Annotated in this window: 19 protein-coding genes, 1 pseudogene and 1 riboswitch; of the genes and pseudogenes, 11 read left to right on the forward strand and 9 right to left on the reverse strand. The window is 75.9% G+C overall.

All coding sequences use genetic code 11. From position 1 onward, the window contains the following. The first annotated feature begins 167 nt into the window (after positions 1–167). Positions 168–1172, forward strand: a complete 1005-nt coding sequence (locus ACI79B_RS07210) for a cation diffusion facilitator family transporter (protein WP_456927365.1) — start codon at positions 168–170, stop codon at positions 1170–1172. Between the two features lie 29 nt (positions 1173–1201). Next, on the forward strand, positions 1202–1894 hold the full coding sequence (locus tag ACI79B_RS07215) for a DsbA family oxidoreductase (protein ID WP_456927367.1): 693 nt from the start codon (positions 1202–1204) through the stop codon (positions 1892–1894). 83 nt (positions 1895–1977) lie between these two features. Here the strand turns inward: ACI79B_RS07215 and ACI79B_RS07220 are convergent, their stop codons facing one another. Then, the gene (locus ACI79B_RS07220; protein ID WP_456927369.1) at positions 1978–2220 is read right to left on the reverse strand and encodes an acyl carrier protein; all 243 of its coding nucleotides are present in this window, start codon (positions 2218–2220) and stop codon (positions 1978–1980) included. Between the two features lie 76 nt (positions 2221–2296). Further along, a complete protein-coding gene (locus tag ACI79B_RS07225) occupies positions 2297–2530 on the reverse strand; it encodes a hypothetical protein (protein WP_456927370.1) in 234 nt (77 codons plus the stop codon). 92 nt (positions 2531–2622) lie between these two features. Here ACI79B_RS07225 and ACI79B_RS07230 point away from each other — a divergent pair, with 92 nt between their 5' ends. After that, a complete protein-coding gene (locus ACI79B_RS07230) occupies positions 2623–3150 on the forward strand; it encodes an SRPBCC domain-containing protein (protein WP_456927371.1) in 528 nt (175 codons plus the stop codon). On the opposite strand, the gene ACI79B_RS07235 is transcribed toward ACI79B_RS07230, so the two are convergent. Then, positions 3126–3551, reverse strand: a complete 426-nt coding sequence (locus tag ACI79B_RS07235) for a hypothetical protein (protein WP_456927372.1) — start codon at positions 3549–3551, stop codon at positions 3126–3128. The genes ACI79B_RS07230 and ACI79B_RS07235 overlap by 25 nt on opposite strands. Then, positions 3548–4732: an NADH:flavin oxidoreductase/NADH oxidase gene (locus tag ACI79B_RS07240; protein WP_456927373.1), complete on the reverse strand. Its 1185-nt coding sequence runs from the start codon at positions 4730–4732 to the stop codon at positions 3548–3550. The genes ACI79B_RS07235 and ACI79B_RS07240 overlap by 4 nt, the downstream gene beginning before the upstream one ends. Positions 4733–4952: 220 nt before the next feature. Here ACI79B_RS07240 and ACI79B_RS07245 point away from each other — a divergent pair, with 220 nt between their 5' ends. From ACI79B_RS07245 to ACI79B_RS07255, 3 genes are all read left to right on the forward strand, one after another. Then, entirely contained in the window at positions 4953–6767 is a 1815-nt protein-coding gene (locus ACI79B_RS07245; protein ID WP_456927374.1) for a phosphoenolpyruvate carboxykinase (GTP), read from the forward strand. Between the two features lie 167 nt (positions 6768–6934). After that, on the forward strand, positions 6935–8149 hold the full coding sequence (locus ACI79B_RS07250) for an MFS transporter (RefSeq protein ID WP_456927375.1): 1215 nt from the start codon (positions 6935–6937) through the stop codon (positions 8147–8149). Further along, entirely contained in the window at positions 8146–8811 is a 666-nt protein-coding gene (locus ACI79B_RS07255) for an acVLRF1 family peptidyl-tRNA hydrolase (RefSeq protein ID WP_456927590.1), read from the forward strand. The genes ACI79B_RS07250 and ACI79B_RS07255 overlap by 4 nt, the downstream gene beginning before the upstream one ends. A gap of 2 nt (positions 8812–8813) precedes the next feature. Here the strand turns inward: ACI79B_RS07255 and ACI79B_RS07260 are convergent, their stop codons facing one another. Continuing rightward, positions 8814–9830 carry a zinc-binding dehydrogenase gene (locus ACI79B_RS07260; RefSeq protein WP_456927376.1) on the reverse strand — a complete coding sequence of 339 codons (1017 nt, stop codon included), beginning with the start codon at positions 9828–9830 and terminating at the stop codon, positions 8814–8816. A gap of 172 nt (positions 9831–10002) precedes the next feature. On the opposite strand from ACI79B_RS07260, the gene ACI79B_RS07265 reads away from it, so the two are divergent. Then, on the forward strand, positions 10003–12003 hold the full coding sequence (locus tag ACI79B_RS07265) for a HelD family protein (RefSeq protein WP_456927377.1): 2001 nt from the start codon (positions 10003–10005) through the stop codon (positions 12001–12003). 88 nt (positions 12004–12091) lie between these two features. After that, the gene (locus ACI79B_RS07270) at positions 12092–14632 is read left to right on the forward strand and encodes a transglycosylase domain-containing protein (protein WP_456927378.1); all 2541 of its coding nucleotides are present in this window, start codon (positions 12092–12094) and stop codon (positions 14630–14632) included. A gap of 23 nt (positions 14633–14655) precedes the next feature. Here ACI79B_RS07270 and ACI79B_RS07275 read toward each other — a convergent pair. Together ACI79B_RS07275 and ACI79B_RS07280 are read right to left on the reverse strand one after the other, a co-directional pair. Then, a pseudogene (locus tag ACI79B_RS07275) lies at positions 14656–15474 on the reverse strand (YhjD/YihY/BrkB family envelope integrity protein); the annotation flags it as partial. A 46-nt stretch (positions 15475–15520) separates the two neighbouring features. Then, positions 15521–15760, reverse strand: coding sequence for a hypothetical protein (locus tag ACI79B_RS07280; RefSeq protein ID WP_456927379.1), 240 nt, complete (start codon positions 15758–15760; stop codon positions 15521–15523). 186 nt (positions 15761–15946) lie between these two features. Then, positions 15947–16087: riboswitch (cyclic di-AMP (ydaO/yuaA leader) on the forward strand. Positions 16088–16098: 11 nt separating this feature from the next. On the opposite strand from ACI79B_RS07280, the gene ACI79B_RS07285 reads away from it, so the two are divergent. Next, positions 16099–17199 (forward strand): NlpC/P60 family protein, encoded by a 1101-nt coding sequence (locus tag ACI79B_RS07285; RefSeq protein ID WP_456927380.1) that lies wholly within the window; start codon positions 16099–16101, stop codon positions 17197–17199. A gap of 174 nt (positions 17200–17373) precedes the next feature. On the opposite strand, the gene ACI79B_RS07290 is transcribed toward ACI79B_RS07285, so the two are convergent. Then, positions 17374–17559 (reverse strand): hypothetical protein, encoded by a 186-nt coding sequence (locus tag ACI79B_RS07290; protein WP_456927381.1) that lies wholly within the window; start codon positions 17557–17559, stop codon positions 17374–17376. A gap of 102 nt (positions 17560–17661) precedes the next feature. On the opposite strand from ACI79B_RS07290, the gene ACI79B_RS07295 reads away from it, so the two are divergent. Together ACI79B_RS07295 and ACI79B_RS07300 are read left to right on the forward strand one after the other, a co-directional pair. Next, on the forward strand, positions 17662–17979 hold the full coding sequence (locus ACI79B_RS07295) for a DUF3817 domain-containing protein (RefSeq protein ID WP_456927382.1): 318 nt from the start codon (positions 17662–17664) through the stop codon (positions 17977–17979). A gap of 15 nt (positions 17980–17994) precedes the next feature. Continuing rightward, positions 17995–19323 (forward strand): serine hydrolase domain-containing protein, encoded by a 1329-nt coding sequence (locus tag ACI79B_RS07300; protein ID WP_456927383.1) that lies wholly within the window; start codon positions 17995–17997, stop codon positions 19321–19323. A 63-nt stretch (positions 19324–19386) separates the two neighbouring features. Here the strand turns inward: ACI79B_RS07300 and ACI79B_RS07305 are convergent, their stop codons facing one another. Continuing rightward, a complete protein-coding gene (locus tag ACI79B_RS07305; protein ID WP_456927384.1) occupies positions 19387–19902 on the reverse strand; it encodes a hypothetical protein in 516 nt (171 codons plus the stop codon). Positions 19903–19934 lie beyond the last annotated feature (32 nt).

A 19934-nucleotide genomic window follows, 5' to 3' on the forward strand; every position in this document is an offset into this window, starting at 1 on the left:
GCCGCCCCCCCGCCGGCGCCCACGCCCCCCCCCCCCGCCCCCCCCCCCCCCCCCCCCCCCCCCCCCCCCCCCCCCCCCCCCCCCCCCCCCCCCCCCCCCCCCCCCCCCCCCCGCGCCGCTGACCGGCACGTGGTTGCGCCGGGCAACCGTGGGGCACCGGTGCGGCCATGAGCGAGCCGGTCCCCACCCGTGAGCACGTCCGCGCGAAGGAGGGCACCGGCGGGGAGTCGGGCGGGGAGTCCACCGGCACCGTCGTCGTCGCCGGCCTGGCCAACCTCGGCATCGCCGTCGCCAAGCTGGTCGGCGGGCTGGTCAGCCACTCCTCGGCGATGCTGTCCGAGGCCGCGCACTCGCTGGCCGACACGATCACCGAGGTGCTGCTGTTCGTCGCGCTCAAGCGCGGCAGCAAGGCGCCCGACGCCCGCCACCCGGTCGGCTACGGCCGGGAGACCTACTTCTGGGCGCTGCTGGCCTGCCTCGCGACCTTCACCCTCGGCGCCGGCTTCTCCTTCTACCAGGGGATCGAGACGATCCTCGAGGGCGAGGAGCAGGGCTCGCCGCTGATCGCCTACGTCGTCCTGGCCGTCTCCTTCGTCCTCGAGGGCGCCTCCTGGCTCAAGGCGGTGCGGCAGGTCCGCGGGGCAGCCCGCAGGTGGGGGACGACGCCCCGCCGCTACCTGGCCGAGACCACCGACACCACGGTCAAGGCCGTGACGTTCGAGGACAGCGCCGCGCTGGTCGGCCTCGTCCTCGCCGCGCTGGGCCTGTTCCTCGAGCAGGTGACCGGCGACCCGGTGTGGGACGGCGTCGCCGCGATCCTCATCGGCGTGCTGCTGCTCCTGGTGGCCGGGTCGCTGGCGCGGGCCAACGTCTCGCTGCTCATCGGCCAGTCGATCCCGCGCCGGCTGCAGGACCAGCTGCGCGAGGAGATCGCCGGGCTGCCCCAGGTCGACGACGTCCCGGTCCTGCTCACCACGGTCATCGGTCCCGGGCAGCTGGCCGTCATGGCCAAGGTCGACTTCGCCGACACCGCGACCGTGGCCGACATCGAGCGGGCCTCCGACGAGGCCGAGCGGCGGCTGGTCGCCCGCCACGAGGGCGTCCGCTTCGTCTTCCTCGACCCGACCCCCGGCGACGGGCGCGCCCGCGCGGAGGTCCACCGCGCGGAATGACGGCCGCCGGACCGTGGTTGGGGGATGCCGTGCGCATCGAGGTCTGGTCCGACGTCGTCTGTCCGTGGTGCTACATCGGCAAGCGCCGGTTGGAGACCGCGCTGGAGCGGTTCCCCCACCGCGACCAGGTCGAGGTGGTCTGGCGGTCCTTCCAGCTCGACCCCACGATCCCCGAGGGCGAGACCCACGCGACCCTCCCGGCGCTGGCCGCCAAGTACGGCCGCCCGGTCGAGGACATGCGCGCGATGATGCGGCACGTCGAGGAGACCGCCGCCGGTGAGGGCCTCGAGTACCACCTGGCCGACGGCGTCAGCGGCAACACGTTGCTCGCCCACGAGCTCATCCACCTGGCCGCCGAGCGCGGTGTGCAGGGCGCGATGAAGGAGCGGCTGCTGCACGCCCACTTCGAGGAGGGCCGCTCGGTCTTCGACGTCGACTCGCTGGCCGCCCTGGCCGTCGAGGTGGGCCTGGACGAGGCCGAGGTGCGGGCGGCGCTCGCCGACCACCGCTTCCGTCCCGCCGTCCTCACCGACGGCGCCACCGCCCAGGCACTCGGCGCCACCGGGGTGCCGTTCTTCGTCGTCGACCGGAAGTACGGCGCCGCGGGCGCCCAGCCGGCCGAGCTGCTGCTGCAGGTGCTGGAGCGGGCCTGGGCCGACGCCCACCCGCTGGTCACCGTCCCCGCGGCCGAGGGTTGCGAGGACGGCTCCTGCGCGGTCTGAGACCCCGGACGACGGAGGGCCCCTCCCCGGCGGCAGAAGTGGTCACTCCTGCCGCCGGGGAGGGGCCCTCCTGCGTCGTGCGGTCAGCCCATCGCGGGGCCGCCCTGCTCGGTGCCCGACAGGTTCTTCAGGAACTCGTGGCAGCGCCTGGCGCGCGCCGAGTCCTGCTCCATCACCTCGCGGAAGAAGCCGGCGATGTCGTCCAGGCCTGCGTTCTCCGCGTCCCGCACGTACTGGCCGTAGTCGTGCCCGGCCTTCAGCGAGTGGTACTGCACCGAGATCAGGTCGTAGGCGACGTCCTCGAATCCGGTCTCACCCGTGGCCATGTCGGACCTCCTCGTCGTCGGAGAGGGACGTCGGCACGGGTTCCCCGCAGGCCAGCAGCGGAAACGGACCGGCCCGTCACGACGCGCCGGAGACCGCGCCTCCCGTGACGTCCCCGCCGCCGGCGTCGTCGGCGAGCGTCTGCCCGGCCGTCGTCCCCGCGTCGTCGGCCGCGAGCTCCTCCTCGCCGGTGGACGCCGGGTCGTCGTCGGTCGAGGCCAGGTCCGCGCCCTCGGCGTAGGCGCCGGGGTCGGCCTGCGTCGTCCGGGGGTCGTTGAGGGGGTCCGGGGCGTCCGGGTCGGTGACGGTCATGGCCGGTCCCTGCCCGGGGCGGCGGGCTGGCAACCCCGCGCGGCGTGCGGCAGGGTCGGCGCGACGGGTCCCCCGACGGACGGAGACGCCCCGTGACCGACCCCGCGACCCCCGCCGACCCGCCGACCCACCGCACCGGCGCGGTCGCCGAGCTGCCCGACGGGCGCCTCCGGCTGGAGTTCCGCCGCTCCTGGGGCGACGGGCCCGACGCCGTCTGGGCCGCGCTCACCGAGCCCGACCGGCTGGCCCGCTGGTTCGGCACCTACGAGGGCGAGCGGGCCCCCGGCGGCCGGGGGACGCTGACGATGACCCACGAGACGGAGCCGGCGGCGATGGAGGCCCGCATCGCCGAGTGCGACCCGCCGCGGCGGCTCGTCGTCGAGTGGCCGGACCAGGAGGACTGGCGGGTCGGGCTCGCCGTGGTCGTGGAGAGCGGCCGGACGACGCTGCACCTCAGCCAGGACTTCGCCGCCGGCACCGACGTCACCGACTACGCGCTCGGCTGGCACTGGTACCTCGACAAGCTCGACGCCGAGATGGGCGGGCACCCCGACCCCGGCGACTGGGACTCCTTCCTCGCCCGGGTCGGCCCCGACTACGGCCGGGCGCCGGAGGGCTGAGCACCGAGCGCGGCCATGACGGCGGCGGCGACCAGCCCGGCGGCGGCCACCGCGGTCTCGACGGGCTCGGCGCCGGCCGGGGTCAGCCGCCGCCGCACCAGCCGCTCGGCGAGGTAGCCGGGCACGAGGGCCGCGCCGGTGGCGGCGAGGACCCGCCGGGCGCGCCGGTCGTCGCCGGCGGCGAGGCGGGCCAGCGCCCAGCCGTGGACGGCCAGGGTCCACGCCGGCGGGCCGAGCGCCGTCCCGGCCCACCAGGCGTCGCGGCCGACCGTCGCCGCGCGCCCGGACAGCACCGGCGTGTCGAACGCGTGCCGCCGGCGCAGCGACAGCGCCGTCCCGGCCAGGCCCGCCGCCAGCTGGACGGCGGAGGCGGCGAGCAGCGCCCCGCGGCGGCGCGTCACCGGGCGCGCTCGGGCACCTGCACGGGCGCCGGCCCGGTCCACGGCCCCAGCGTGCCGAGGAGGGCGTTGCGCCGGCCCAGCCGCGGGCCGGCCTGCACCGGGTAGGCGTCGTAGGCGCCGGTGAGGTCCCGCGCGGCGTGGACGGCGAAGTTCGGGTCCTCCTGCGCCTCGCGCGCGACGGCGACCAGGTCGGCCAGGCCCCCGGCGACGACGGCGTCGGCCTGCCGCGCGTCGACGATCAGCCCCACCGCCATCGTGGCGACGTCCGCCCCGTCGCGGATGCCGGCGGCGAAGGGCACCTGGTAGCCGTAGCCGAGCGGGTGCTCCCAGCCGCCCAGGCCGCCGCCGGAGGCGTCGACGACGTCGACCCCGCGGGCGCGCAGCTCGCGGGCGAACGCGATCGTGTCGTCGAGGGTGATGCCGTCGGGCGTGCCGTCGACGGCGGAGACCCGCACGAACAGCGGCCGGTCCTCCGGCCACGCGGCGCGGACGGCCTCGACCACCTCCAGCGGGAACCGCCGGCGGGCCTCCCGCGAGCCGCCGTAGGCGTCGGTGCGCCGGTTGGACAGCGGCGAGAGGAACTGGTGCAGCAGGTAGCCGTGCGCGGCGTGCACCTCGACGACGTCGAACCCGGCCTCGACCGACCGCCGGGTGGCCGCGGCGAACGCCTCGCGCAGCTCCCCGAGCTCGGCGACGGTCAGCTCGTGGGGCACCGGCCCTCCCGGGACGGCGGGCACCGGGCTGGCCGAGACGGTCTGCCAGGGCTGCTCGCCCGGGAGCGCGTCCTCCGGGGTGACCGGGGCCCCGCCCTCCCACGGTCTGTGGCTGCTCGCCTTGGCGCCGGCGTGGGCGAGCTGGATGCCGGCGACCGCTCCCGAGGCGCGCAGGAACCCGGCGATCCGGGCCAGCCCGGGCACGTGCGCGTCGGACCACAGGCCGACGTCGCCGTGGCTGATCCGCCCCTCCGGCGTCACCGCCGTCGCCTCGACGACGACCGTGCCGAAGCCGCCGAGCGCGAACCGGCCGAGGTGCACGAGGTGGTAGTCGCCGACCAGCCCGTCGGTCACCGAGTACTGGCACATCGGGGCGACGACGAGCCGGTTCGGGAGGGTCACCCCGCGCAGCGTCAGGGGGGTGAACAGGGCCGGGGAGGGCGCGGAGCCGTTCGTGAGACTGGTCACGCCCGAGAGCCAACACCGCTCCGACCTGCGGTGTTCCCGGCGCCCACCCTGCGCCGACGTAGACGTCCTAGACGTAACATCTCTCACCGTTACAGGCGGGTGTCCCCGCTTGTACGCTTCCCGAACCCGACGGCCGGACCCGTTCCGCCGGCCCCGGGGAGACAGCACGCACCGGCGCCGGTGTCCCCGACACCCGGCGTGCCCAGAGGATGGAGACGCCGTGACCTCCGTGACCACCCCCGGTCTCGACAACGCCCCCACCACGCACGCACGGCTGCTCGCCTGGGTGCGCGAGATGGCGGAGCTGACCACCCCGGACGAGGTCGTGTGGGTCGACGGCAGCGACGAGGAGTGGGAGCGGCTCACCCAGAGGCTGGTCGACGCCGGCACCTTCACCCGCCTGGCGAAGAAGCCCAACTCGTTCTGGGCCGCGTCCGACCCCACCGACGTCGCGCGCGTCGAGGACCGCACCTTCATCTGCTCGGTCGACGAGGCCGACGCGGGGCCGACCAACAACTGGATGGCCCCCGACGAGATGAAGTCGATCATGACCGAGCTGTACCGGGGCTCCATGCGCGGCCGGACGATGTACGTCATCCCGTTCTGCATGGGCCCGGTCGAGGCCGAGAACCCGATGTTCGGCGTCGAGCTCACCGACTCCGAGTACGTCGTCGTCTCGATGCGGGTCATGGCGCGCATCGGCTCGCGGATCCTCGAGGCGATGGGCACCGACCGGCCGTTCGTGCCGGCCATGCACTCCCTGGGCGCCCCGCTCGAGCCGGGCCAGGAGGACGTGCCCTGGCCGTGCAGCCAGACCAAGTACATCGTGCACTTCCCCGAGGAGCGGGCCATCTGGTCCTACGGCTCGGGCTACGGCGGCAACGCCCTGCTGGGCAAGAAGTGCTACTCGCTGCGGATCGCCTCGGCGATGGCCCGCGACGAGGGCTGGCTCGCCGAGCACATGCTGATCCTCAAGCTGACCAGCCCGCAGCAGAAGACGTACTACGTCGCGGCGGCCTTCCCCAGCGCCTGCGGCAAGACCAACCTGGCGATGCTCGAGCCGACCATCCCCGGCTGGAAGGTCGAGACCCTCGGCGACGACATCGCCTGGATGCGGTTCGGCGAGGACGGCCGGCTCTACGCGCTCAACCCCGAGTTCGGCCTGTTCGGCGTCGCGCCGGGCACCGGCTGGGACACCAACCCCAACGCGATGCGCACCATCGACAAGGGCAACTCGGTGTTCACCAACGTCGCGCTCACCGACGACGGCGACGTCTGGTGGGAGGGCATGACCGAGGAGCCGCCGGCGCACCTCACCAGCTGGAAGAAGCAGGACTGGACGCCGGACTCCGACGAGCCCTCCTCGCACCCGAACTCGCGGTTCTGCACCCCGATCGAGCAGTGCCCGATCCTCGCGCCGGAGTACGACGACCCGAAGGGCGTGCCGATCTCGGCGATCCTCTTCGGCGGCCGCCGCAAGACGACGATCCCGCTGGTGACCGAGGCGCGGGACTGGAACCACGGCGTCTTCATGGGCGCGACGCTGTCCTCGGAGACGACGGCCGCGGCCACCGGTGCGGTCGGCGTCGTCCGCCGCGACCCGTTCGCCATGCTGCCGTTCATCGGCTACAACGCCGGGGACTACTTCCGGCACTGGGTCGAGACCGGCAAGGCGCACGACGCGACCAAGCTGCCGCGGATCTTCTACGTGAACTGGTTCCGCCGTGACGAGGACGGCGGCTTCCTGTGGCCGGGCTTCGGCGAGAACAGCCGGGTGCTCAAGTGGGTCGTCGAGCGCATCGAGGGCACCGCGGCCGCCGAGGAGACCGCCGTCGGCCACGTGCCCACGCCCGACTCGCTCGACGTCTCCGGCCTGGACATGACCGAGGACCAGGTGCGCAAGGCGCTCGCCGTCGACAAGGACGAGTGGCGCGCGGAGATCCCGCAGATCACCGAGTGGTTCGAGAAGTTCGGGGACAAGCTGCCCAGCACCATGTGGGACGAGCTGGAGATCCTCAAGAGCCGGCTCGCCTAGTCGGCGGGCCCCCGGCTCGGGCCCCGCCCCGGACAACGTCGTCCGGGGCGGGGCCCGTGCTCTGTCCGTGCCGTGCACGCAACGGAGCCGTCTGCCAGCCGAGCGTGCGGACGTCGGTTAGCGTGGCTGGCGGTCCCGCGTCCCCCTGACGACAGGTTCGCTCCCCGGTGCCCAATCCCTACCTGCACGTGCTGCGCACGCCGCACGCGCTGCCCATGGTGCTCGCCGCCTTCATCGGCCGGCTGCCCCTGTCGATGGTCGGCCTGGGGTGCGTCCTGCTCGTCGCCGACGAGACCGGCTCCTACGGCCTGGGCGGCACGGTCGCCGCCGCGGGCGCGGTCACCACCGCCCTGGCCGGCCCGGTCATCGGCCGGCTGGCGGACACCTTCGGCCAGCGCCGGACGCTGCTGCCCGTCGTCGCGGTGTTCGCGGCGGCCGGCGCGCTGTTCCTCACCGCGGTCAAGGACGACTGGCCGCGGTGGACCTTCTTCGTCACCGCGGGCATCGCGGGGGCGTGCATCCCGCCGGTCGCCTCGATGATCCGGGTGCGCTGGACCCACCTGCTGCGCGGCACCCACCGCCTGCACACGGCGCTGGCGATGGAGTCCGTCGTCGACGAGCTGGTGTTCATCGTGGGGCCGGTGCTCGTGACCTTCCTGTCCACCACCGGGCACTCGACCTCGGGCGTCGTCACCGCCTTCACCCTCGCCGTCGTCGGCGCGCTGCTGTTCGCCGCGCAGGGGCGCACCGAGCCGCCGCCGCACGGGCACGAGGCGCGCAAGGGGCCCTCGGCCATCCGCACGCCGGGGCTGCGGGTGCTGTTCGTCGTGGGCGCCGCCGTCGGGTCCATCCTCGGCACGCTGGAGATCGCGCTGGTCGCCTTCGCCGACGAGGTCGGCGCGATGGGCCTGTCCGGCGTGCTCATCGCGGGCCTCGCGCTCGGCTCGATGATCAGCGGGATCGGCTGGGGCGCCGTGCACTGGCGGCACCCGCTGCGGCACCGGCTGCTCGTCGTGCTCGCGGCCCTGACCGTGCTCACCGTGCCGCTGGTCCTCATCGGCAACGTCTGGGTGATGATCCCGTTCGTCGTCGTGGCCGGGGTGGCCGTGTCGCCGTCGCTGATCAGCTCGTTCACCCTCGCCGAGCTCATCGTGCCGCGGGTGGCGGTGACCGAGGCGTTCACCTGGATCGGCACCGCGCTCGGCCTCGGCGTCGCCGTCGGCACCTCGATCGCCGGGAAGGTCGTCGACACCGTCAGCGCCAACGCCGCGTTCCTCGTCGCCACGGCCTCGGCCGGGATCGCCGCCGTCGTCGTGCTCGCCGCGCAGCGGCTGCTGCACGTGCCGGCCGAGCACGCCGCCGAGCCGGCGATGGCGCGCTGACCCGGCCGCGTCCCGCCGCGGGCGGCGGCCGGGTCCTCGGCGTCGCGCCCGAGCGGCTCGGCCGGTGGCTGGACGGCGTCGCCGCCCGCCACGGCGCCTTCGACACGGCCGTCGACGACGACGGCACCCTGCGGGTCACCTGCGCCGACGGCACGACCGTGACCCTGCGCGCGCCGTTCGGCTGGACCCCGGGCCCGGCGCCGCTCGCCACCTTCACCGCCGCCGCCCGCCGGCCGCGGCGGGCCGCCGTCCTGCTGGTGCGCCGCGGCCGCTGGGCCACCGGCGTCTTCGACGGCGCGGACCTCGTCGTCTCCAAGGTCGACAGCCGGCTGGTGCAGGGCCGCAGCGCGGCCGGCGGCTGGAGCCAGCAGCGCTTCGCCCGGCGCCGCGGCAACCAGGCCGACGCCGTGGTCGCCGCGGCCGCCGACACCGCCGCCCGGGTGCTGCTGCCGCACGCCGGCGACGTCGACGCGCTGTTCACCGGCGGGGACCGGGGGATGGCCGACGCCGTGCTCGCCGACCCCCGGCTCGCCCCGCTGGCGGCGCTGCGCCGGGAGCCGGCGCTGGAGGTCGGCGAGCCGACGAAGGAGGTCCTGCTGGCCACCCCTGCCCAGTTCCGCGCCGTGCGGGCGCACGTCGTGGAACCCGGCGACCGTCCCTGAGCTCAGCCGTTCGGCAGCAGGACCAGCCGGATCGGGTTGCCCTCCTTGCGCTCGAGCATCTCGACGCCCTTCGCCGCGTCCTCGAGCGGCAGGGTGCCGGAGACGGAACGGGACAGGTCCAGCCGGCCGTGCCGGACGAGGCCGACCAGCTGCTCCACGTGCCCGGGCTCGGAGCCGTAGTGGCCGAGGATCTGCTGGGAGAAGTAGCTGAACTGCGTGCCGTTGCGGATGGTCAGCGGCTGGTCGGTGAGCCCGACGAGCACCAGCCCGCCCTCGCGCTCCAGGCAGCGCACCGCCTGCTCGCGCACCGCGGCCACGCCGGCGAAGTCGAACGCGTGGGACAGGCCCGCGCCGCCGGTGAGCTGCCGCACCCGGCCGGCGACGTCCTCGGACGGGTCCAGGGCGAGGTCGGCGCCGAAGTCCAGCGCCCGCTGCCGGGCGGACTCCACCGGGTCGACGGCGACGATCGGCGCCGCGCCGGCCAGCCGCAGCAGTTGCACCGCGTGCGCCCCGAGCCCGCCGATGCCCCACACGCCCACCGGCTCCCCGGCGCGCACGCCGGCGGTCTTCACGATCGAGGCCCACGGCGTCGACACCGCGTCGGGCACGATGCACGCCTGCTCGAAGGGCAGCTCGTCGGGGATGGGCACGAGGGTCTCCACGGTGGCCAGCGCGTACTGCGCCCACCCGCCGTCGTAGTCGACGCCGCGGGTGTGGATCCAGCCGTCGACCTCCTCGCCGGCCTGCAGGAGGACCCGCTGCCCGGGCTGCCAGCCGGTCACGCCCTCCCCGAGCTCGGCGACGACGCCGGCCACCTCGTGCCCGAGCGTGACCTCCTCGCCCTGCAGGAACAGCGGGTTGAGCGTGCCGTCGACGAGGTGGACGTCGGACAGGCAGATGCCGGCCGCGCGGACCTCGACCAGCACCTGCCCCGGTCCGGGCGCCGGGCGCGGCACCTCCTTGACCTCGAACTGCTTGGTGCGCACGTTGAGCCGGCCGGCGAGCATCGAGTCGGGCATGTCCCGCATCCTCCCCGCCCGCCCGGGGGACCACACCGCCGCCTCCGGCGCACTTCCGCGGAGTCGCCCCGTGCACTTCCGCGGAGTCGCACGCTCCCGGGGCGGACGTGACGGACGGCACACGACGGCGTAACGTCCACCGGCCGTGTCAGCGACACCGACCGACACGACCGTGACCGACCCCGTCCTCACCGCCGAGCGCGCCCACCTGGCCCTCGCCGAGGACTGCCTCGCCGGGATGCGCACCGCCGCCTCCGCCGTCGTGGACGCCGGCGTCGACGCCTGGGCCTCCGAGCGACTCGGCGCCGCCCGCGCCGAGCGGCTGCGCTCGCTGGCCGCCGACCCCGGCGTCCCGCCCTTCTTCGGCCGCACCGACGGCGCCGAGGAGACCTTCCACATCGGCCGCCGGCACGTCCGCGACGCCGCCGGCCGGCCGGTGGTCATCGACTGGCGGGCGCCGATGAGCCGGCCGTTCTACCGGGCCGGCGCCGCCGATCCGCAGGGCCTGGTCCGCCGCCGCCGGTTCGGCTTCTCCGGCGGCGAGCTCACCAGCTACGAGGACGAGCTGCTCGCGCTCGGCGAGGAGGGTGACGGCGCCCTGCTGCGGGCCGAGATCCAGCGCCCGCGCAGCGGCCCGATGCGCGACATCGTCGCCACCATCCAGCCCGAGCAGGACGAGATCGTCCGCGCCCCGCTGGCCGAGTCGGTGTGCGTGCAGGGCGCGCCGGGCACCGGGAAGACCGCCGTCGGCCTGCACCGCGCCGCCTACCTGCTCTACACGCACGGCGGGCAGCTGGCCCGCACCGGCGTCCTCGTCGTCGGGCCCAACCGCGCGTTCCTGCGCTACATCGAGCAGGTGCTGCCCACCCTCGGCGAGGTCGACGTCGAGCAGGCGACGGTCGCCGAGCTCACCGGCCGGGTGCCGGTGCGGGCGCAGGACGCCCCGGAGGTCGCCGTCCTCAAGGGCGACGCCCGCATGGCGCAGGTGCTGGAGCGGGCGCTGTGGGGCGCGATCACCAAGCCCGCCGACGACGTCCTGGTGCCACTGGCCGGCCGCCGCCACCGGGTGCCGGTGGAGCGGCTCAAGCGGTACGTCGACGACCTGCGGCGGCGCGGCCGGGCGCCCGACGACCAGCAGCGGCTGCACCACACCGCCGGGCGGGAGCGGCTGGCGCTGCTGCTCGCCGAGGACGCCCGGCGGCAGCAGGAGGAGGCCGGCGGCAGCCCGACCGACGCCGAGACCCGCCGGGCCGCGCGCAGCCTCGAGGTCCGCGCGTTCTGCGACGCCGTCTGGCCCGCCCGCGACCCGGCCGGACTGGTGGCGGAGCTGCTCGGCGATCCCGCCGTCCTGGCCCGCGCCGCCCGCGGCGTGCTCACCGACGACGAGCAGGCGCTGCTGCACCGCCCCGCGCCGCGCTCGGTCCGCACCGCGCCGTGGACCGCCGCCGACGCCGCCCTGGTCGACGAGGTGGCCGGGCTGCTCGAGCGGACGGCGGGCTACGGCCACGTCGTCGTCGACGAGGCGCAGGACCTCTCGCCCATGCAGTGCCGCGCGGTGGCCCGCCGGCTGGCCGCCGGGTCGCTCACCGTGCTCGGTGACCTCGCCCAGGCCACCGCCCCGTGGTCGCCGGCGGACTGGGCGCCGACGCTCGCCGAGCTGGGCCGGCCGGACACCGCCGTCCGGCCGCTGACCCGCGGCTACCGGGTGCCGGGGGAGGTCCTCGACTACGCCAACCGGCTGCTGCCGGCGATCGCGCCCGGCCTGCCCGCGGCCACCGCCGTGCGCCGGGAGCCCGGCGCGCTCGCCGTCCGCCCCGTCGCCGACCTCGCCGGGCCGCTGGCCGAGGTGGTCGCCGACCTCGCGGCCGGTCCCGGCTCGGTCGGCGTCGTCTGCGCCGACGCCGCGGTGCCCGAGGTGGCGCGGCTGCTGGCCGGTGCGGGCCTGCCGGCGGTGGTGCTCGCCGACGACGGCGCGGCGGCCGGGCGGATCGCCGTCGTGCCCGCCGCGCTGGCCAAGGGACTGGAGTTCGACGCGGTCGTGGTGGCCGACCCGGCGGCGATCGTGGCCGCCGAGCCGCGCGGGCTGTCCCGGCTCTACGTCGTGCTCACCCGGGCGGTCAGCACCCTGGTCGTGCTGCACCGCGACGACCTGCCCACGCTGCTGGAGGGCTGAGCGTCCTCCGACCGCGCGACCGCACGGCGCGGGTCGTTGTGGCCGGAGGTGATCTCTGTTGCAGTGTGCGCGCACGGGAGGGAGGCCCATGGACCGGCAGGACGGCCGGGCCGGCACGCTGCTCCGGTTGGCCGCGACGATCGTGGTCGCCGGGGCTCTGGTGGCGGGCCTGCTCCTCCCGTGGGTCGGGGGGCCCGCGATCGCCGCCCAGCAGTCCACCGGGCTGCTCGGCGACCTGCCCACCGAGTTCACGGACGCCCCGCCGCCGGGCAACACCGTGCTGCTCGCCGCCGACGGCGAGCCGATCACGTACTTCTACGACGAGAACCGCGACCCCGTGGAGCCCGCCGAGATCGCGGACGTCATGAAGGACGCGATGGTGGCCATCGAGGACGCCCGGTTCTACGGCCACCGCGGCCTGGACGTGCAGGGCACGCTGCGCGCGCTGGTCACCAACATCGCCGCCGGGGAGGTGGCCGAGGGCGGCTCGACGCTCACCCAGCAGCTGGTCAAGCAGACGCTGCTGCAGACCGCCGACACCCCCGAGGAGCGGACCGCCGCCACCGAGCAGACGGTGGGCCGCAAGCTGCGCGAGGCGCGCCTGGCCCTGGCGCTGGAGGACCTCTACAGCAAGGACGAGATCCTCGCCCGCTACCTCAACATCGTCTACTTCGGCCAGAACGCCTACGGCGTGCAGCCGGCCGCCCGCGCCTACTTCGGCGTCGACGCCGCCGCGCTCACCCTGCCGCAGGCGGCCCTGCTGGCCGGCCTCGTGCAGAGCCCGGTGAACGACGACCCGTTCACCGACCCCGAGGCGGCCACCACGCGGCGCAACGAGGTGCTGTCCCGGATGGCCGAGCAGGGCCTGGTGACCGCCGACGAGGCGGCCGCGGCCGCGGCCGCACCGCTCGGGCTGGCGCCCGCGCCGGCGCCGCCCCGGGGCTGCGTCCAGGCCAGCGTCGGCGCGTTCGTCTGCGACTTCGTGCAGCGGTACCTGATCCAGGAGCTGGGGCTCAGCCAGGAGCAGCTGGACAACGGCGGCTACACCGTCCAGACCACGCTGGACCCCGAGCTGCAGCGCTCCGGCGACGCCGCGGTGCTCGAGACCCTGCCGCGGGAGGACTCGCTGGCCGCGATGTTCACCGCCGTCGAGCCCGGCACCGGGCACCTGCTGGCGATGAGCGTCAACCGGACCTTCGGCTACGACCTCGCCGACCGCACCCAGGAGTCGTTCAACCTCAACGTGGCACCCAGCCAGGGCTCGGGCTCCACGTACAAGGTCTTCGTCGCCGCCGCGGCCCTGGCCCGGGGCTACTCCTCCTACTACACGCTCACCGCTCCCGACCCCTACGTCTCCCGGGTCTACAGCGGCCCGTGCGAGGGCCGGGACACCGACGGCCGGTACTGCGTCCGCAACGCCGGGTCGGGCTACCGCCCGACGCTGGACCTGACGACGGCGCTGTACCAGTCCTCCAACACCTACTTCCTCGCGCTCGAGGACGCCCTCGGCAGCGTCGAGGAGCCGGTGCGGATGGCCGAGGCGGCGGGGTTGTTCCAGTTCAGCCCGCCGGGCCTGGCGCAGCAGATCATCGACGAGAACCGCGGGTCGTTCACCTTCGGCGCCGAGGCGACCAGCCCGCTGGCGCTGGCCAGCGCGTACTCGACGTTCGCCGCCGGCGGCACGCAGTGCGACGTCGTCCCCGTGACCGCCGTCCTCGACCAGAACGGGGAGCCGGCGGTCGGCGCCGACGGCGAGCCGCTCGCGGTCGGCGACCGGTGCACGCCCGAGGCGATCCCGCCGGGCGTGGCGAACACGATGAACCAGATGCTGCGCAGGGACGTCGAGCCGGGGAACCCGGGACAGACCGGGGCGCGCGCCTACGTCCGCGGCCACCAGATCGCCGGCAAGACCGGCACCTCGCAGGACAACTACTCGGTGGCGTTCGTGGGCTACACGCCCGAGATCACCGCGAGCGTCATGGTCCTCAACCCCAAGCGCAACGAGGACGTCGGCGGCTTCGGCGGCGGCAAGGGCGCCACCATCTGGCACGACGCGATGGAGCCGGTCCTCACCGCGCGCGGCAGCGGCGAGTTCGCGCCGGCCGACGAGACCGTGCAGAACGGCAACACCCGCCCGGTGCCCGGCTGCTCCACCGTCCGGGGCTGCGAGCGGACCCTCGCCGACGCCGGGTTCACCCCGCGGACGGTGCGCGTCGACAGCGACGAGCAGCCCGGCGCCCTCGTGGGCACCAGCCCGCCGCGCGGCGGCCGCGCCGTGCCCGGCCAGGTGGTGTCGATCCTGGTGAGCAACGGCAGCGACTACGTGGAGCCGGCGCCCGAGCCCGCGCCCCCGGCCGACCCCGCACCCCGGCCGGCGCCCGCGCCCGGGTCGCCGTCCTCGCCACCCCAGGCGCCGTCGCCGCCCCCGCCGTCCCCGGAGCCGCCGCCACCGGCCACGGAGCCGCCGCCCGCGCCGGCGGCCCCGGCACCCGAGCCGCCTCCTGCGCCGGCGGCCCCGGCACCCGAGCCGCCGCCCGCGCCGGCGACCCCGGCACCCGAGCCGCCGCCCGCGCCGGCGACCCCGGCACCCGAGCCGCCGCCCGGCTCCCCCTGGCGGCCGACCGCCTGACGCCGGCCCAGCCGCTCGTCGAGGGACTGGGTGAGCAGCCACCCGGCCAGCAGGACCAGGTGCAGCAGGAACAGCCACAGGCCGATGGCGACCACCGCGCCGACGACGACCAGGCCGCCGAAGGGCGCGCCCAGGTCCAGTGGCAGGGACAGGAACAGCACGAAGCCCTGCAGGAAGCCGGACAGACAGGCGGCGGTGAACAGGGCGCCGCTGACCAGCGCGCCCCACCGGTGCCGGCCGCCGGCCACCACGCCGTAGCCCCACAGGATGGGCACGGTGAGCACGAACAGCACCGAGTAGTAGCCGACGGCGAACCGCCCGATCAGAGGCCCGGCGCCGTCCTCGCGGGCCAGGTCGGCCATGACTGTGGCGGCCAGCAGCAGCGGGTACAGCAGCAGCGGCGTGACCACGACCAGGGGCAGCGTGAGCAGCCGGCCCCGCCAGCCGGTGAGGTTCTCCCGTCGCCGGCTGAACCGCATCAGTGCCCGCCGCAGCCCCTCGCCGTACAGCGACAGGGGCAGCAGCGCCAGGGCGAAGCCCAGCAGGTCCAGCCGGACGCCGGCGTCGACCAGCCGGTCCACCGCGCCCGGCGCGCCCAGCGACCCCGGCAGCAGCTCGGTCAGCCGCTCGCTGCGCGCGCGGACCTCCTCGGCCGAGGTGGCCAGCGCGGTCAGCCGGACGGAGACCAGCACCAGCGGCACCACCGCGATGCCGGCGTAGAAGGTGAGCCCCGCGCCGATGAGCGCGAGGTCACGCCCGTGCAGCAGACGGCGGGCACCGGCCAACAGCGTCCGTGTCTCGGCCCGCACCCGGGCCGCCGTCCACCTGCGTGCCGGGCTCACCCGCTCATGCCACCAGACCGGGCGTCCCGCCGGGGCCGGGCGCCGCTCAGTCGTCGGTGCTCGCGTCGTCGGTGGTCGGGGCGTCGTTGCCGGGGTTCTGACCGGTCTCCTGGCAGCTGGCGTCGTTCTCGTTGCTGGCGTTGCCGCCGGCGGAGTCGCAGTTGGTCGGGCCGCGCGAGAAGTCGGTGTTGTCACCGCAGGCGACCAGGGAGCCGAACAGGGCGAGCGCGACGAGCGGCCGGGCGATCCGTGTCCGGGTGGCGCGCATCCGCGTGGAGGAGGACATGCAGCAATCGGTACACGTCCCCACGGGTGTGCAAACCGGCGGGGGTCGGCAACCTCCCGCAGTCGCCCGGTCACCTTGTGTGAGCGATGTAATTACACCGGGGTGATTGTCACACGCCGGTCGCGGACCTTACGCTCTGTACGTCCAACGGGGCGTTCCGTCACCAGTCCGGGTGACACCCCGCGGACGCCGTCGAGCCGGTCCTTCTCCCGTGGGGACCGGGCCGGGGACCCATCGCAGTCCTGGGGTGTAGCGCGTGTCCGTACGCGCCGGGCGACTCCACGCCCGAACCCGTCAGCTAACCCGGTAGGCGGCCTGGGAGAAGGAGAGACCGCCGCGTGGCGTCCCTGCGCACGTCCGTCCCCGGCACGCCCGCGACCGGCCGCGGCCGCCGCGCCGCCCTCGCCCTCGCCGGCGCCCTCGGCATCGGCCTCGGGCTGGGCGCCGTCCCCGCGCCGGCCGGGGCGGAGGAGCCGGCGACGGCCGCCGAGGCCGCGCAGCTGGTCGCCGCCCGGGGCCACGACCTCGAGGTCGTCACCGAGCAGTTCAACGAGGCGCGCGAGGCGCTCGCCGCCCAGCAGGCCGCCGCCGACGCCGCCGCCGCGCAGCTGGCCACCGCCCAGGCCGCCGTGGACACCGCGCGTCAGCAGGTCATCGGCATCGCCCGGTCGGCCTACACCGGCGACAGCATGGGCTCGCTGCAGGCGCTCATGACCAGCGAGGACGCCGACGAGTTCGTCAACCGCGTCACGCTGCTGCAGGGCGTCGCCGGCTACCAGGGCGAACTGCTCGGCCAGGCCGTGACCGCCACCGACACCGCCACCGCCGCGCAGACCGCGGCCGCCGAGGCCGCCGCCGAGGCGCAGCGCCAGTACGACGCCGTCGCCGCCCAGCAGGCCGACCTCGAGGCCCAGATCGCCGCCTACCAGGCCGACTACGCCCAGCTGAGCGCCGAGGAGCGGCGCGCCGCCCTCGACGCCGCCGCCGCGGCGCACGCCTCCGAGGACTCCCGCGCCAGCCGCGACGAGGACCGCGAGGAGCCCGCGACCGCCGCGGAGGAGCCCGCCACGGCCGCCGCGCCGGCCAGCGGCGTCGCCGGCATCGTCGTCTCCACCGCCATGGCCCAGCGCGGCGACCCCTACGTCTGGGCGGCCGCCGGCCCGGACGCCTTCGACTGCTCCGGCCTCACCCAGTACGCGTTCAAGGCCGCGGGGATCAGCCTCCCGCACTCCAGCAGGATGCAGTCGACGATGGGCACCGCGGTCTCCCGCGCCAACCTGCAGCCCGGGGACCTGGTCTTCTTCTACAGCCCGGTGAGCCACGTCGGCATCTACATCGGCAACGGCCAGATGGTGCACGCGCCGACGTCGGGCGACGTCGTCAAGGTCGCGAGCATCGACGCGATGGGCGGCTACGCCGGCGCCCGCCGCATCGGCTGACGCGCGGAGTCAGCCGCTCGGGAGCCCCGGCACCCCATCCTCGGGTGCCGGGGCTCTGTCCGTCCGGACCTGCTGCAGCAGGCCCCAGACGAAGGCGGCCGTCGCGCCGGAGGGCAGCCGCACCTCCCGGCGGGTGACCACCCGCGGGTCCACCCCGGGCCCCGGGCAGGCCGCTCACGTCGGCCACCACGTGCTCCCACACCCGCAGCCGCCCGTCGGCCGCCGGCGGGACCGGGGAGCCCGGGCCCGCACCAGGTGCTCGTGCAGCACGCTGCCGCCGGGGCAGAGCACCTCCCAGCGCAGGTCGGCCATCCGGCGCAGCAGGACCAGGCAGAACTCGCGCCGCGCCGGACCCCGCACGGCCCGACCCTGCCACGCACGTCACACCCCCCGACCGGGACGTCGGCGTCCGCTGCCGCGTTGACCCTGCGGACCCGCCCCCGACCCGAGGACCGCGCACCGATGAACCCCCGCACCGTCGCCCTGGCCTTCCGCGCCGTCGCCGTCGCCGAGGCCCTGTCCTGGATCGGCCTGCTCGCCGGGATGTACGTCAAGTACGTGCCGGAGACCTCCGAGGTCGGCGTCCAGGTGTTCGGGCCGGTCCACGGTGCGGTGTTCGTCGCCTACGTGGTCGTGGCCCTGGTCGCCGCGCGGGTGCTCGGCTGGTCCCGGTGGACGACGCTGCTCGCGCTGGCCGCCTCGGTCCCGCCGCTGGTCACCGTCGTGTTCGAGCGCTGGGCCGGGCGCACCGGGCGGCTGGCGGCGCCCGTCCGGGCCTGACCTACCGTTCCGGTCATGCCGGAGCCCGTGCTGCCCTCGACCGCCCGCACGCTGCTGGCCCGCACCGCCCGGGTGCAGCACGAGGGCCGGGCACCCAGCCTGGTCGCCGGGGTGGTCCGGGACGGCGGGCTCGCCTGGTCGGCCGGCCGGGGCGACGTCGCCGAGCCGCACACCGACGTGCAGTACCGGCTGGGGTCGATCAGCAAGACCGTCACCGCCGTCGCGGTCATGCGGCTGCGCGACGAGGGCCGGCTGGGGCTGGACGACCCGCTGGACCGGCACGTGCCCGGCACGCCGTTCGGGAACCGCTCGGTCGGGCAGCTGCTCTCGCACCTGGCCGGCGCCGCCGCGGAGAGCCCGGGCGGCTGGTGGGAGCGGGTGCCCGGCGGCCCGCTGGCCGACCTGGAGCTGTCCGGGGAGCACGCCGTCCTGGGCGAGGCCCGGCGCTTCCACTACTCCAACCTCGGCTTCGGCCTGCTCGGGGAGCTCGTGGCCCGGCTGCGCGGGCGGTCGTGGGAGGACGTCGTGGCCGCCGAGGTGCTCGCGCCGCTGGGCATGACCCGGACGACGCCGCGCCCCTCCGGCCGCGCCGCGCAGGGGTACGCCGTCCACCCGTGGGCCGACGTCGTCCTGCCCGAGCCCGAGCACGACGCCGGCGTGATGGCCGCCGCCGGGCAGCTGTGGGCGACGCTGACCGACCTCGCCCGCTTCGCCGCCTTCCTGCTCGGCGACACCGGCGACGTGCTGTCCCCGGCGACGCTCGAGGAGATGGCCGTGCCGGCCGGCGTCGACGGCTCCTCCCCGGCCTGGTCGGCCTACGGGCTGGGGCTGCAGGTGCTGCGGGTCGACGGCCGCACGCTCACCGGCCACGGCGGCTCGATGCCCGGCTTCCTGGCCGGCGTGTTCGTCGACCGCGAGGAGGGGACCGGCGGCGTCTCGCTGGCCAACACCACCAGCGGCCTGGACGTGCTCGTCCCCGGCCTGCTGGCCGACCTGCGCGCCGCCGAGCCGCGGGTGGCCGGGCCGTGGCGCCCGGCGCAGCCGCCGGTCCCGCTGGACCAGCTGGGCATCTGGTACTGGGGCCCGGCGCCGCACGCGCTGCGCGCGGTGGACGGCGGCCTGCTGCACCTCGGTCCGCTGCCCGGCCGGTCGGGGCGGGCCAGCCGCTTCCGCCGCGACGCCGACGGCACCTGGGTGGGCCTGGACGGCTACTACGCCGGCGAGCCGCTGCGGATCGCCGAGGACCACCTGGACCTGGGCACGTTCGTCTTCACCCGCACGCCCTACGACCCCGCCGCCCCCGTCCCCGGCGACGTCGACCCCCGCGGCTGGTCGGCGACGTGATGGAACGGCCACCCTTCAGGGGCCCGCGCCGAGCGTGCGAGGCGTGGGGGGAAGGGTGGTCCTTCATCGGTCGAAGGCGTCCATCGTGGTCTTGACGACGGCGCCGTAGGCCAGGTGCGGCACGAGGTCGCTCACCCAGTCGGTGGCCGACCAGCTGCGCGGGTCGGTGATCCCCAGCGCCGTCATCGGGCCGTTGGCCGCCACCAGGACGCCGAGCGTGGTGAGCAGCGTCCCGACCAGCGGCTGCGAGCGGAAGCCCGAGGCGCGGGCCAGCCCGACGACGACGCCGACGCCGATGCCCGCGACCAGGCCGGTCAGCGGCCCGAGCCCCTGGATCCGGTTCTGCCGGTGCTCCTCGTCGCCGGGGATCGGCACGTGCGCCTTCTCGGCGAGCTTCTCCACGGTCTGCTCGGGCGTGGAGCTGGTGCCGCGGCCGCGGACGGTCATGTCGAGGTAGGTGACGGCGTTGAGCGCGGTGGTGCCCGCCGCGCCGGCCGCGGCGCCCCGCACCGCCCAGCCCAGCGTGCTGATGCCCCGCTTGCCCTTGCCGAACGTCCCCACGGGGGTGCGTCTCGCCATGCCGTCCGCGGTACCCGCCGCGCTCACCAGGG

Source organism: Geodermatophilus sp. SYSU D00879 (assembly GCF_054050375.1).